Source organism: Streptomyces sp. NPDC053426 (genome assembly GCF_055585405.1).
In genome coordinates this window covers 99,394-113,058 of record NZ_JBVJKE010000004.1, presented here as the reverse complement: position 1 = coordinate 113,058, position 13,665 = coordinate 99,394, and the positions used below count along the sequence as shown (strand labels likewise).

At 72.9% G+C, this 13,665-nt stretch carries 13 protein-coding genes; 8 read left to right on the top strand and 5 right to left on the bottom strand.

All coding sequences use genetic code 11. The annotated features are described in order from the left end of the window. Window positions 1–155: 155 nt before the first annotated feature. Window positions 156–839 (bottom strand): hemerythrin domain-containing protein, encoded by a 684-nt coding sequence (locus ACZ62B_RS09930; protein WP_468719889.1) that lies wholly within the window; start codon window positions 837–839, stop codon window positions 156–158. Between the two features lie 539 nt (window positions 840–1,378). On the opposite strand from ACZ62B_RS09930, the gene ACZ62B_RS09925 reads away from it, so the two are divergent. Next, complete coding sequence (locus ACZ62B_RS09925; protein ID WP_469689729.1) at window positions 1,379–2,578, top strand: hypothetical protein; 1,200 nt, start codon at window positions 1,379–1,381, stop codon at window positions 2,576–2,578. A 10-nt stretch (window positions 2,579–2,588) separates the two neighbouring features. Then, entirely contained in the window at window positions 2,589–3,176 is a 588-nt protein-coding gene (locus ACZ62B_RS09920; RefSeq protein ID WP_344565094.1) for a hemerythrin domain-containing protein, read from the top strand. A 335-nt stretch (window positions 3,177–3,511) separates the two neighbouring features. Here ACZ62B_RS09920 and ACZ62B_RS09915 read toward each other — a convergent pair whose 3' ends face one another. Further along, window positions 3,512–4,423 carry an SDR family oxidoreductase gene (locus ACZ62B_RS09915; RefSeq protein ID WP_344566065.1) on the bottom strand — a complete coding sequence of 304 codons (912 nt, stop codon included), beginning with the start codon at window positions 4,421–4,423 and terminating at the stop codon, window positions 3,512–3,514. A gap of 284 nt (window positions 4,424–4,707) precedes the next feature. Here ACZ62B_RS09915 and ACZ62B_RS09910 point away from each other — a divergent pair, with 284 nt between their 5' ends. Beyond that, a complete protein-coding gene (locus ACZ62B_RS09910) occupies window positions 4,708–4,935 on the top strand; it encodes a DUF5133 domain-containing protein (protein WP_344566061.1) in 228 nt (75 codons plus the stop codon). A 29-nt stretch (window positions 4,936–4,964) separates the two neighbouring features. Further along, a complete protein-coding gene (locus ACZ62B_RS09905; protein ID WP_469689726.1) occupies window positions 4,965–5,468 on the top strand; it encodes a DUF6098 family protein in 504 nt (167 codons plus the stop codon). Between the two features lie 13 nt (window positions 5,469–5,481). Here the strand turns inward: ACZ62B_RS09905 and ACZ62B_RS09900 are convergent, their stop codons facing one another. Then, complete coding sequence (locus ACZ62B_RS09900; RefSeq protein ID WP_344566066.1) at window positions 5,482–6,015, bottom strand: hypothetical protein; 534 nt, start codon at window positions 6,013–6,015, stop codon at window positions 5,482–5,484. Between the two features lie 272 nt (window positions 6,016–6,287). On the opposite strand from ACZ62B_RS09900, the gene ACZ62B_RS09895 reads away from it, so the two are divergent. After that, window positions 6,288–6,689 carry a DUF6153 family protein gene (locus ACZ62B_RS09895; protein WP_468886408.1) on the top strand — a complete coding sequence of 134 codons (402 nt, stop codon included), beginning with the start codon at window positions 6,288–6,290 and terminating at the stop codon, window positions 6,687–6,689. Window positions 6,690–6,811: 122 nt separating this feature from the next. Continuing rightward, entirely contained in the window at window positions 6,812–7,471 is a 660-nt protein-coding gene (locus ACZ62B_RS09890; protein WP_469689724.1) for a DUF305 domain-containing protein, read from the top strand. A 77-nt stretch (window positions 7,472–7,548) separates the two neighbouring features. Here the strand turns inward: ACZ62B_RS09890 and ACZ62B_RS09885 are convergent, their stop codons facing one another. Together ACZ62B_RS09885 and ACZ62B_RS09880 are read right to left on the bottom strand one after the other, a co-directional pair. Continuing rightward, entirely contained in the window at window positions 7,549–9,864 is a 2,316-nt protein-coding gene (locus ACZ62B_RS09885) for a heavy metal translocating P-type ATPase (protein WP_469689722.1), read from the bottom strand. 86 nt (window positions 9,865–9,950) lie between these two features. Continuing rightward, entirely contained in the window at window positions 9,951–10,229 is a 279-nt protein-coding gene (locus ACZ62B_RS09880; protein WP_073932956.1) for a heavy-metal-associated domain-containing protein, read from the bottom strand. Window positions 10,230–10,422: 193 nt separating this feature from the next. Between ACZ62B_RS09880 and ACZ62B_RS09875 the strand changes: the two genes are divergently transcribed. Together ACZ62B_RS09875 and ACZ62B_RS09870 are read left to right on the top strand one after the other, a co-directional pair. Continuing rightward, window positions 10,423–11,379, top strand: a complete 957-nt coding sequence (locus ACZ62B_RS09875) for a hypothetical protein (RefSeq protein ID WP_344566050.1) — start codon at window positions 10,423–10,425, stop codon at window positions 11,377–11,379. A gap of 74 nt (window positions 11,380–11,453) precedes the next feature. Continuing rightward, a complete protein-coding gene (locus tag ACZ62B_RS09870) occupies window positions 11,454–13,598 on the top strand; it encodes a serine/threonine-protein kinase (RefSeq protein ID WP_469689719.1) in 2,145 nt (714 codons plus the stop codon). Window positions 13,599–13,665 lie beyond the last annotated feature (67 nt).

The following is a 13,665-nucleotide window of genomic DNA, read 5'->3' as shown; positions in this document are numbered from 1 at the left end:
CGCGACGCCGCGTACGCCGGTTCCCGCCACGGGCGGACCGGCGACGGTCGCGACGAGTGAGACGGGTTCTCCGACGGTGGGTGCCGACCGCCGGCGGATGACAGGAGGCCCGGCCGCCGGACGCGGCGGCATGGACGGCAGGGCTTCCTCGGACGTCAGTGGCGTCCCGGACGACGGATGGTACGAACCACGCAGAATACGACGGCCGCGGCTCCTACGGCGCCCAAGGCGACCGAGGAAGCGCGGCGGGCGACGGGGCCGCTGACCGGCGCGAGGTCACGCAGCCGGTCGAACACGCTGAGGGGGACGCCTCGCAGGGCGTTGCCCGGCGGGCGCCGCGGCACGCCGGGGTGGGGGCGGGTCGGAGCGGTCGCCCGCACCGTCTCCCACGCGGCGCCGATCCGCCGCAACCGACGGTCGCTGAACTCGTCCCGAAGACGGGGCAGCAGCTCGTCCTCCTCGTCCCGGATGTCCTGGCGGATGAGGCTGAACGCCTGCTGGATCCACTCGGCACGCCGGGGGTCGTCGGGCGACTTCTCGACCCGTGCCACCAGATCGTTGATCGCCTGGTGTTCCTCCTCCACGCGACCGGTGAGTTCCTCGCCGTGGGGGGCCGCACGGCGCAGGAGGGGCCACAGGACGGTCTCCTCCGCGAAGGCGTGGCTGAACACCAGCTGGACGATGTCCTGCCACAAGGCGTCGAGCTCGTCGTCCGCACCACCGGCCAGCCAGCGGTTCATCATCGTGTCGAGCCGGGCGTGGTCCCTGCGCTGGCGCATCAGGATGCTGCCGTTGCCTCCCAGCGCTGCGGAATCCCGGCGGGTGATCGAGATGGTCACGGCCGCTCCTGCCTCGCGGTGACGCCTGATACCCGGACCGGTGCCGTCCTCCGTGCCGGAGGGGCGGCCGGCCCGCGGAGTCCGGGTTCCCGTCACAGGCGCGCCCCACCCTCCGACACCGTTCCTTCTGCGGCCTTGGTCTGCGCGCCTCCTTCGCCCGTGCCGCCGGCGTGGTCCGTCGACGGAGCCTCCGTCTTCCGCCCTCGCCAGGTGCTGGAGGGGCCGTCAGGCGGCCAAAGCGCGTCGAGGGCGCACCGGTGTGTCCGAGGTCGGCGCCCCTGGGCGGCGGGCGGGTCACCGTCGTCTGCCGCCGGCTGCCGTGCCGTCCGGTCCGGTGAGGTTGCGGACACGCTCGCCGATGAGCACGGCGTCCGCCCGCTCGGTTGGCCCACCAGGGGGAATCACGCGGCCTGCGGACATGAGTGGTGGCTGGAAAGCGTCCGTCGTGAACAGACTGAGGACCACGTCTGTGCTCGTCGCCTGAAGCGGGGTACCCCGGCGGCGCGCGGATCCCCCCTCGTTCTCAGGAGGCACGGCCCATGACGTTCAATCCTCTGGAGCAGCGGGGCATCCCGCTGGACCGCCAGCTACGCAGCTGGCGTGAGCTGAACGTGGACCCGATCGACCCCGACCACTGCGACCCGTACACCCGGTGCCGGATCATCACGATGAACGGGATCGAGGTGGAGGCGATCCTGTTCAGCCACCAGCTCGCCCGGCACACGGTCGATCCCGAGATCAAGCGGCAGCTGGCGCGGGTGCGCTACATCGAGGCGCAGCAGCAGAAGGTCGTGAACTGGCTGCTCCCCGGGGTCTCCTCGGTGCTGGAGACGACGATCGCGTACGAGCAGGTGGCGGTGGACCTGACGGCGTGGGTGGCCCGGATGGAGCCGGACCCGTACCTGAAGCAGGCGTACCAGTTCGGTGTGCTGGAGGACTTCGACCATCTGTACCGGTACGCGAACCTGTACGAGATGATCGAGCACCGCAAGGCGGAGTCGATCGTCGACGGCCTGACCGAGGTCATGCCCGGCCGGCCCACGAGGTTCCACCACCGCAATCCGGTCGACAACGTCCGCGACCCCTACGCCAAGGACGAGACGAACCCGCTGTCCAAGCTGCACGCGCTGACGATCATGTCGGCGGAGCAGCAGACCATGAACTTCTACATGAACACCGGCCCCACCTACATGGAGCCGATCGCCCGCCAGCTCTACCAGGAGATCGGGCTGATCGAGGAGGAGCACGTCACCCACTACGAGTCCCTCGTGGACCCGGGCGAGACGTGGTGGGAGCAGCTCGTCAACCACGAGTACAACGAGTGCTACCTCTACCACTCCTTCATGGAGCAGGAGAGCGACCCCGAGGTCAAGGCGATCTGGGAGCTGCACCTCAACATGGAGCTGGAGCACCTGCACGCCGCCTGCGATCTGATGCGCCGCCACGACGGCCGCGACCCCGCCTCCGTGCTCGCGCCCGAACTGCCCAACGTGCTCACCTTCGAACCGAACAAGGGCTACCTGCGGGAGCTGCTCGACACCCAGATGGACCTCACGACACTGGGCGCGGGCTACGTGCGTGAGGCGCACGAGCGTTTCGAGCAGATGCAGGAGCAGATCCACGGCGGCGAGGCACCCCCCAGCGACCGGGTGATCCACGAGCACCAGGACATGTTCGGCCGCGAGTACCGCGTCCAGACCGAGGGTGAACACCCCGACCCCGCGCAGCGCGAGAAGTAGGGAGGCCGGGATGTCCGAGCTGAAGACCCCGCACGCCGGGGACGACAAGGCCGAGGACGACGACGTCGTCTCCCTGCTGATGCGCCAGCACGGCGACATCCGCAACCTCTTCGACGAGGTCGAGGCCACCAGGGGTGAGGAACGCCGCGACGCCTTCCGCCGCCTGGTGCGCCTGCTGGCCGTGCACGAGACCGCCGAGGAAGAGGTCGTCCACCCCTTCGCCCGCAAGGGCTTTCCCGGTGGCGAGCAGGTCGTGAAGGAACGCCTCGCCGAGGAGAAGGCCGCCAAGGAGACACTGGCCGCCCTCGACGAGCTGGACACCGACGACCCGAAGTTCATGCCCCAGCTGCTGAAGCTGCGCAAGGACGTCCAGGAGCACGCGCGGGCCGAGGAACGCTACGAGTTCACCCACATCCGCCGCAGCGCCGGCGCCGGCAGACTGGCCGCGATGGCGAAAGCGATCAAGGCCGCCGAGGCGATGGCACCCACCCGGCCCCACCCGGGCGTCGAGTCCGGAGCGGAGAACATGGCCCTGGGTCCCGTCGCCGCCCTCATGGACCGCACCAAGGACACCGTCCGCAAAGCCATGGGCAAGTAGGTCCGGGACAGCCGGCCGCGACCGGGGCCGGGCCCATGACCCGGCCCCGGTCGTCCCATCGCCTCGGTAGTCCGGCTCCTCGGCGCCTCCCCGGGATCCTGTACGCCGACTGCGTACGCTCGTGGTGTCAGTCCAGGAGTTCCCGTCCGGTGGCGCGGCCCACGATTCCCGCCAGGCGGCCGGTCCGGCGAGGAAGACCGGCGTCGGCACGAGCCGGGAGAAGTTCTCGGATGCGCCGAGTGCGGTGGCCCACGCGGCCTCCACGGCTCCGGAGACGATCAGGACGACCCATGCCACGGTTCTGTGCCTTCGGGCCGACGGGAACGGCGGGCGGGTCAGTCGGTGGTGGTGATGCCGCCGGTGACGGCGATGACCTCCCCCACGGTGAAGCTGGAGTCGGCTTCGGAGGCCAGGTACACGTACACCGGCGCGATCTCCTCCGGCTGCGCGACGCGTGCGAGCGGACCCTCACTGCCCAGGTGGGCCAGACCCTCCTGCGGCATGTTCGGGTCGGCGACGTTCAGCACCGTCCAGGTGGGACCGGGCGCGACCACGTTCGCGCGGATGCCGTCCTTGGCGAGGTGCTCGGCGATGGACTTGGTGAAGTTGACCAGCGCCGCCTTGGACGCCCCGTAGTCGATCATGGTGTCGCTGCCCCTGAGGGCTTCCTCCGAGGCGGTGGCGATGATCGCGTCGCCCGCCCGAAGGTGCGGGCGCGCGGCCTGCACCAGGTGGTAGTAGGCGTACACGTTGACCTTGAACGACCTGTCCCAGTCCTCGAAGCTGAGCTGCGAGAGGTCGGTCTGGCTGTTCAGGTGCGCCGCGTTGCTCACCAGGATGTTCAGCCCGCCCAGCTCTCGCACCGTCCGCTCGACCGTCTCCCGGCAGAACGAGCCGTCGGCGAGGTCGCCGGGCAGGAGCAGGCACCTTTGCCCTGTGGCCCGAACCGCGTCGCGGGTCTCCTCGGCGTCCGGCTGCTCCTCGGGGAGGTACACGATGGCCACGTCCGCGCCCTCGCGCGCGTACAGCAGCGCGACGGCGCGGCCGATGCCCGAGTCACCGCCGGTGATGAGCGCGACCTTGCCGCGGAGCTTGTCCGCCGCGCGGTAACGCTTCGCCTCGTAGCGCGGCCGTGGGCGCATGTCCCGCTCCAGCCCCGGGGCCTGCTGCCGCTGCTTGGGGTAGGGCGGCTTCGGCTCCGCGCCGTTCTGCGAGCCGGTGCTTTCGGTCCTGCCGTTGTCCTGCACGTTCGTGAGCCTCCTGAGGACGTGGGTCACGCTCGGCAGTCAGGTATCCCACGGGCGGCCCCGCACACACCCGGCCAGGCCCGTCGGCTGACGGACGACGGGCTCAAGGGCGTGCTGACCGACCGGCGACCTGCTCCGGGCCCTGTCCACCGACCGGGCCCGACACCGGCCCCCGGACCTCCTGGCCGCCGGGTACGGGAACACGTCGGATTGGCGGGCCCGGGCCCGGGGCACACGGGTCGGTGCATGACCCACGTGAGCGATGGTGACGAGGGAGGCTCCCGATGCTCTTGGCACACCCCGTCGTGCTGAAGAACCTCATCGAGCAGTACGAGACGCTGCGCGCCCTGCACGCCGAGGACGGCACCGAGGAGGCGCGTCGCCGTATGGAAGACGTCGCTTACACGCTGTGCGTGTCGACCGGGACCCGCGACGTCGACGCCGCCCTCGTCGCCGCCCGCCACCGGCTGCCCGGAGCGCGTACCGAAGACGACTCCCTCCTGACCACCTGACTGCCCCCGGCATCGCGCCCCACCACACCATGACCAAGACCGCCGACCTGCCGACGTTCAGCAGCCTCGATGAGCTCACCCGGCTCATCACCCGCCGCCGCGGCCTCTACGTGCGCTGGTCCCGCGGGCCGCAACGCGACCTGCCGAAGACGAGCAGCACGGACGACCTGACCGGGATCAAGCTGCCGGGTCTGTCGGCCAGCCCGCTGGACCTCGAAGACTGGTGGGGCGAGCGACCCGTGCGCGTCTGGGTCGCCCGTCGGCTGTACGACTACTGCCACCTGCCGCACGTCAAGGACGCCCGCGCCCGGCCCTGGGTCCTGCACGGCTCCGAGACGGCCCGCGGGCCGGACAACGAACCACTGGTGACGGAGATCGAACCCCTCGGCTGGATCGCCGACCAGGTGATCACGGACGCCTGCCACATCGTCACCGAACAGCCCGGGCGCTGGGGCCCGCTCGATCGGGACGAGCCTCCTGGGCGGCTCTCGCCCTCCCCGGGGAGGCCGCCGAGGTGGGACGGCCGTCAGTGACCCTCCGGCGGCGTCACCGCCTCCGGGCCCGGTCGCGAGGCACGGGGCCGACGTCCGCCTGTCGGCCGGTGCGGACCGCCGCGTGGCGCTGTCCCGGGCCGGGACCCGAACGGGCGGCCAAGGCGTCGGCGACGGCGCCGGTGGTGAAGGCGTACACCGTCTTGTGCAGCAGGTCGACGACCAGTTCACGACGCGGCCAGGTCTGGGGCGGAGCGCCGGCACCGGTGGCGTTCTCCAGGATCTGGTCACTGGTGATGCGGACGACGGCGAACTTCCCCGACGACCAGGGCCCGCGCAGCCCGGCGTGCGCCATCACCGACCGCAGCACGCCGAGGAGGGCGCCCTGCCCCACGTGCATGGCCAGGTTCACCGGCACGGGCTGACGGCCGGGATACTCCCGCATGCCGGTCAGACGTTCCAAAGTGCGGGCGGGCACGTGGGAGTCACGGCGACCCGTCAGCCGTTGCTCCGCCTTCTCGCCCAGCGTCATCACCAGCACCCCGGCCGTGCCGGCCACCAGCCCCTGCCACAGCGCGCGCTTCATCATGCCGCGGCGAGTACCCAAGGCTCCCCGGCCTACCTGCCGACGCCCCTCGCCATGTGCTGGAGGAGCCGCCCGGCGGGTGCGTTCGGCCTGACGGGGCCGCGGCGCGGTGTCGGGGTGGTTCCGGTGGTGACGTGGACCTTCGACAGGCTCATCGCCGTCCGGCCCGAGGGCCCGAGGGGGGGTGGGTGTCCTTCAGGTGGCGTGTCCGATGCCGTGGCTCTTGGGTGCGCCCTGTCCCTCACCTCGTGCCGGAGGGCCCGTACGATGAGCGCGTGACCAGGAGCACCCGATCCAGCAGCCGCCCGGCCGGGCGGCTGTTCGTGCTGCTGGTGATGGCGGTGCTGGCGGGTGTGCTGGGTATGCACGGACTCGCCCCCGGTGTGGCGGTGGCGGCGCGGGCGGGTGCCGGTCACGAGATGGTGACGGCCGCGGCGGACGGTGTTCCGCACGCGGGCGCGGGGTGCATGCACACGGACGGTGGATCGAGTCACCTCGATCATGCCGACGGGACGTGTGCGGCTGCCGGAATCGGGTCGGCGTACACGCCGCCCGTGCTGACCGGCGGGCTGCCGGCCGCGCCCTCGGCCCCCGTGTCCACCGCGGCGGCCATGAGGTCGTCCCATGACGGCCGGGCGCCGCCCGATCTTTCCGAGCTGCAACTCCTGCGGATATAGAGCGGCCCGCTCGGCACCCCTGTGCCCGGTGATCTCCGGTGACGGGTGCCGTGCTCTCGCACGCTCTGACATCCGTTCCGACCGCGCGCCGTGAACGGCGCGCGCCGAGGAGTTGCACCACCATGATCCACACGCGTTCACTCGTCCGCCGTACTGCCGCCGTCGTCGCCGCGGGTGCGGCAGCGCTCGTTCTCGCCGCCTGTGGCGGGGACGGCGACGGCGACGCCTCGGCCTCGGCCGGGCACGGCGGTCACAACGCCACCGCTTCCGCCTCCGCATCGGCTTCGGCTTCGGCTTCGGCTTCGGCGTCGCAGGGGCGGCACAATGCCGCCGACGTGGCCTTCGCGAAGGGGATGATCCCCCACCACCGTCAGGCGATCGAGATGGCCGACCTCGCGCCCGGCCGGGCGCAGTCGGCCGAGGTGAGGAAGCTCGCCGCGGACATCAAGAAGGCCCAGGGCCCGGAGATCAGGACGCTCTCCGGCTGGCTGGCCTCGTGGGGCGAGGAGGTGCCCGCCGAAGGCACCATGGACCACTCCGCGCACGGCATGGGCGGCATGATGACGGCCGAGGAGATGACCGGGCTCGGGAACGCCTCGGGCAAGGCGTTCGACACCGCCTTCATGGAGCTGATGATCAAGCACCACGAGGGCGCGGTCGAGATGGCGGAGACCGAGCGGTCCGACGGTGCCCACGGGCCGGCCAAGAAGATGGCCGGGGAGATCATCACCTCGCAGAGCGCGGAGATCGAGCAGATGAACGAGCTGCTCGGCGAGGACTGACCGCATCACGCTCCCGGGGAGCCGAAAGAAGGGGAGGGCGGGCCCGATGGCCCGCCCTCCCCCGTCGGGGAAGCGTCTCAGCTCGCGGCCTTGAAGCCGCGCAGCCGCAGGGAGTTGCCGACCACGAAGACCGAGGAGAAGGCCATGGCGGCTCCGGCGATCATCGGGTTGAGGAGTCCGGCGGCGGCGAGCGGCAGGGCGGCGATGTTGTAGGCGAAGGCCCAGAAGAGGTTGGACTTGATGGTGCCGAGCGTCTTGCGGGCGAGGCGGATGGCGTCGGCGGCGGCGCGCAGGTCGCCGCGGACCAGGGTGAGGTCGCCGGCCTCGATGGCGGCGTCGGTGCCGGTGCCCATGGCCAGCCCCAGGTCGGCCTGGGCGAGCGCGGCGGCGTCGTTGACGCCGTCGCCGACCATCGCGACCGAACGGCCCTCGCCCTGGAGGCGCTTGACGACGTCGACCTTGTCCTCGGGCATGACGTCGGCGATGACGTGCTCGGCGGCCACGCCGACCTCCGCGGCCACCGACTCGGCGACGGCCTTGTTGTCCCCGGTGAGGAGGATCGGGGTCAGGCCCAGGGCGCGCAGCCGGGTGATGGCTTCGGCGCTGGTGTCCTTGACGGCGTCGGCGACCTCGATGACCGCCCGTGCCTCGCCGTCCCAGGCGACCGCGATCGCGGTGCGGCCCGCCGCCTCGGCGTCGGCCTTGGCGCGTGCCAGGCCGGCGGGCAGGTCCATGGCCCACTCGGCGAGCAGCTTCTCGCGGCCGACGAGGACGGCGTGGCCGTCGACGATGCCCTGCACGCCGAGACCGGGGACATTGGCGAAGTCCTCGGGCACGGGCAGGGTGCCCACGCGGGCGGTGGCGCCCGCCGCCACCGCCTGGGCGATCGGGTGCTCGGAGGCGTGTTCCAGGGCGCCCGCGAGGCGCAGCACCTCGGCCTCGTCGGTGCCGTCGGCGGTGTGGACGGCGAGCAGGGTCATGCGGCCGGTGGTGACGGTGCCGGTCTTGTCGAGGACGATGGTGTCGACCTTGCGGGTGGACTCCAGGACCTCGGGGCCCTTGATGAGGATGCCGAGCTGGGCGCCGCGCCCGGTGCCGACCATCAGCGCGGTCGGCGTGGCGAGGCCCAGGGCGCAGGGGCAGGCGATGATCAGTACGGCGACGGCGGCGGTGAACGCGGCCGTCAGGCCCGCGCCGTTGCCGAGCCAGAAGCCCAGGGTGCCCAGCGCCAGGGCGATCACGACCGGGACGAAGACCGCGGAGATCCTGTCGGCGAGCCGCTGGGCGGCGGCCTTGCCGTTCTGCGCGTCCTCGACCAGCTTCGCCATCCGCGCGAGCTGGGTGTCCGCGCCGACCCGCGTCGCCTCGACCACGAGCCGGCCGCCCGCGTTCACGGTCGCGCCGGTGACCGCGTCCCCGACGCCGACCTCGACCGGCACCGACTCGCCGGTGAGCATGGAGGCGTCGACGGCCGAGGTGCCCTCGACGACCGTGCCGTCGGTCGCGATCTTCTCGCCCGGACGGACCAGGAAGCGGTCGCCGGCCTTCAGCTCGGCGACCGGGATCTGCTCCTCACGGCTGCCCACCCGTCTCCCACCACCGCCCTCAACCGAGAGCGCTTCGCGCTCGCCCCCGTCGTATCGCAGCACGGTGACGTCCTTGGCGCCCAGTTCCAGCAGGGCCTTCAGCGCGGCCCCGGCCTTGCGCTTGGAGCGGGCCTCGAAGTAGCGGCCGGCGAGGATGAAGGCGGTCACCCCGGCGGCGGCCTCCAGGTAGATGTTCCCGGCGCCGTCGCTGCGGGCGATGGTCAGCTCGAAGGGGTGGGTCATGCCGGGCGTGCCGGCGGTGCCGAAGAACAGCGCCCACAGCGACCACAGGAACGCCGCCGACGTGCCGACCGAGATCAGCGTGTCCATGGTGGCCGCGCCGTGCCGGGCGTTGGTGAAGGCGGCCTTGTGGAACGGCCAGGCGGCGTAGGTGACGACGGGTGCCGCCAGCGTCAGCGACAGCCACTGCCAGTACTCGAACTGCAGCGCCGGCACCATCGCCATCGCGATGACCGGGACGGCCAGCAGTACGGCGGTGATCAGCCGCTCCCGCAGCGGCCGGAGCTCGTCGGCGGGTCCGGCGCTCTCCGTGCCGGGCGCGGGCTCGGCACGTACCGGCTCGGGTTCGCGGGCGGTGTACCCGGTCGCCTCGACCGTGGCGATCAGCTCCGGGACGGACACGTCACCGCTGTAGTGGACCTTGGCCTTCTCCGTCGCGTAGTTGACGGTGGCGGTGACCCCGTCCATCTGGTTGAGCTTCTTCTCGATCCGGGCGGCGCACGAGGCGCAGGTCATGCCGCCGATGGCGAGTTCGACCTCGGCTGTGTCGGGGACCGTGGTGGCCATTGCTGCTCCTCGGGCTGATCAGGACGGAGGGAACGTGGGAGAAGGGGGCCGGGCCCTCGGGCGGGCCCGGCCGGGGCGCGGGCCCGTCAGGCCGCGCGGCCGGTGAGCTCGTAGCCGGCGTCGTCGACGACCTTGGCCAGCAGCGCGTCGTCGGGCTCGTCCGCCGTGGTGACGGTGACCTGGCCGGCCTCGAGGTCGACGTCGACCGCCAGGACACCGTCCAGGGCGCCGATCTCCTTGGTGAGCGTGGCCTTGCAGTGCCCGCAGGTCATCCCGGAGACGTCGTAGACGGTGGCGGTGCCCTTGGTCGCCGTGGTGGTGGCGGTGGCGGTGGAGCAGCTGCCGTCAGGGGTGCAGCAGGACATGGTTCCTCCTAGACGAGACGAAACGAGATGAGGGCGTACCCCTGGGGGGTACCGCCGACGCCAACCAGGTATACCCCCTCGGGGTATGTTTGGCAAACGTCGACGACCCGCTTGCACATACCCCCCAGGGGTATATAGTCGGAGTCCGGTCCAGCAGAAGCGGCGACCCGACACCCACACGAGAGGGCACGTCATGAACACCGGCGTAAAGATCACTGCTTTCGCCGCCGCGCTCGCGGCCACCTTCGGCACCGCCTACGGCGTCGGCACGGCGGTCGATCCCGCCGCCCCGGACCGGGAACCGGCGGCCCACGCGGAACACGAGAGCCCGGCGCCCTCCGGCCGCGGCGGACACGCGGACACGGCCCCCGCGGGCCTGCAGATCTCCGAGGCGGGATACACCCTGGACCTCGGGACGCCCCGCGTGACCGCGGGAGAGAAGAGCGAACTCCGCTTCACCATCCGCGACCGGGACGGACGGCGGGTGACCTCCTACCGGCGCGAGCACGGCAAGGAGCTCCACCTCGTCCTCGCCTCGCGCGACCTGGTCACCTACCGGCACCTGCACCCCACACGGGCGGCCGACGGCACCTGGAGCACCCCTGTCGACCTGCCCGCCGCCGGCACCTACCGGGTCTTCGCCGACTTCACCCCGGCCGCCGAAGGCGCCGACGGCCTCACCCTGGGCGCGGACCTCGCCGCCTCCGGCACGTACAAGGCCCCCGCCCTGCCCGAGCCCGCCGCCACCGCCTCGGTCGACGGCTACACCGTCGCACTCCGCGGTGACCTGCGCCCCGGCAAGGCCTCCGAGCTGACCCTGAGCGTCAGCCGCGACGGCCGCCCGGTCACCGACCTGGAGCCCTACCTCGGCGCCTACGGCCACCTGGTCGCCCTGCGCTCCGGCGACCTCGCCTACCTCCACGTCCACCCGAACGGCGAACCCGGCGACGGCACCACCGAGCCGGGACCCGACGTCTCCTTCACCGCCACCGCGCCCACCGCCGGGACGTACCGCCTCTTCCTCGACTTCCGGCACGACGGCACCGTCCGCACCGCGGCCTTCACCGTCCACGCCGGGAAGACCGCACCCGCCGGCACACCGGAGCCGACGGCCGGTGAGGAGCACGGCGAAGGCGACCACCGGCACTGACCCGAGCCCGGCTTCGCGACGCGGGACGGAACTTCCGGGAACGCCTCCGGCCCCGACCCCATACGATCAACACCGTGGCGGAACTGGTGCGGCCTCTGGGGACCGGCGATCCGGAACGGCTCGGGCCGTGGAGACTGCTGGGGGTGCTCGGGGCCGGCGGCATGGGCACCGTCTATCTGGGGCAGGCGGGACGGCGGCTGGCCGCGGTGAAGACCCTGCGGTCCGAGAACGCGGGCGACCCGCACTTCCTGGCGCGCTTCGAGCGCGAGATACGCGCGGCGGGCGCCGTGCGGAACCCGTGCATAGCGAAGGTGTACGACGCCGACCTCGACGGCCGTGTGCCGTGGTTCGCCGGAGAGTTCGTCCCCGGGCCCACGCTGGAGCGCACCGTCACCGACCGGGGGCCCCTGCCCCCGGAGGCGGTCCGGGTGCTGGGCGCCCTGCTCGCGCACGCGCTGCTGGCGCTGCACGCGGCCGGAGTCGTGCACCGGGACCTGAAGCCGTCCAATGTGCTGCTGACCGCCGACGGCGTGCGCGTCGTGGACTTCGGCATCGCGCGCGTGCCGGACGCGACGACCCTCACCCTGGCCGCGCAACGACCGGGCTCCGCGGGCTACATGTCACCGGAACAGGTCCTGGGCGGTGAACTCGGGCCCCCGAGCGACGTCTTCGTACTGGGAGCGCTGCTCACCTACGCGAGCACCGGCCACCACGCGTTCGGCGCCCAGGCCGCGCTGGTGGACTTCGCCATCGCCCACGAGGAACCCGACCTCACCTCCGTACCGGACGGGCTGCGCCAGGTGCTCGCCCGGTGCCTGGCCAAGGATCCCGCGCCGCGGCCGACGGCGGCGGAGCTCCAGGAGCTGTGGAGCGGGGGCGGCGGCCGTGCGCGGGCGGGCGCGGGCGCGGCGCTCCTCGGACGCGTACCCGCCCGTGTCCCGGTTCCGGTCCCTGTTCCGGCGGACTGGCTGCCGTCGGGCGTCCTGCTGGACATCGCCGCACGCGAGCGCCGCGCCGCCGAACTGGCCGGGCGCCCGGTCCCCGGGGAACGCCCGGGTGGCCGGCGGCCGCCGCGACGGCGCTCGGTGCTCGCCGCCGCCGGCGGGTCGCTGCTGCTCGCCGGCGCGGGCGCCGCGGCCTGGCGGTGGTACGCCGACGACGGCGCCCGCAACGACGCGGCCGCGGCTCCCGTGCCGCGCTGGACGGGCGCTCCCGGCACCCAGCCGGATCCCCTGTGGGAGGTCTCCGGCCTCGCGCCCGAGCCGCCGTTCCCGCCGACCGCGGCGGGAACACTGCTGCTGGCCGCGCTCCCCGGCGACGGCGTGGTGGCTCTCGACTCCCGTACGGGTGAGGAGCGTTGGCGGACGGAGGACATCCGCACCGTGGTGACCGCCGGGCGGCCCCTCGCCCTCGACGGGGACGGCGCGCCGGTCGCCCTCGCACCGGACACCGGGGACGTGCGATGGCGCGGCTCCGGCGGACTGCGTACGCTCCTGGCCGCCGACGGCGACACCGTGTACGGGCTCGACGGCTCCGGCGGGATCACGGCCGTACGCACCGGGGACGGCACCCGGCGCTGGCGGCGTGCGGCGCCCTCCGGCACCGGTACGGCCGCGCAGGCCACCGTCGCCCACGGGCTGCTCCTGCTCACCGGGGACGACGGCGTGGTGCACGCGCTGCGCACCCGGGACGGCGCGGAGGCCTGGCGGCAGGACACCGGCACCGACGCCGCGCTGCGGCCCGCCGCGGGCGACGGCGGCGTCTACCTGGGCGGCGCGCGGCTGCGCGCCCTGCGGCCGGCGGACGGCGAGCGGCTCTGGGAGCTGCCGAGCCAGGACTCCGCCGAGGGTTCCACCGGCTTCGGGCCGCCCACGGTGCGCGGCGGCCATCTGTACGCGGCGGACGGCGACGTCCTGCGCAGGGTGGCGCGCCGGGACCCCGCCTCCGGCGCGGAGTTCGACATGGGCGGGACGTGGGACCCGTTCGGCGGCCCGTCGGGGTCACGGGCCGGTGTCGCCCCCGTCGTCGCGGGCGACGGCGTCCACCTGACGCCGGCCGACCCGGCGGCCGGCGTCCTCGCCGTACGGATCAGCACGATGGAGGAGCAGTACCGCTTCGTCCCGCCGGGCGACCCGGCGGGCGCGTGGCTGGTGGCGGTGGTGCGCGGCATACCGGTCATGCAGTGCGGGGAGCGGCTGTTCGCCCTGCCTCCGCTGTGACTCCGTTGTGACGGCGTGCGGCGACGCGCACCTGCCGTGGTGGCTTAGGCTTTCTCACCGTCCTTGC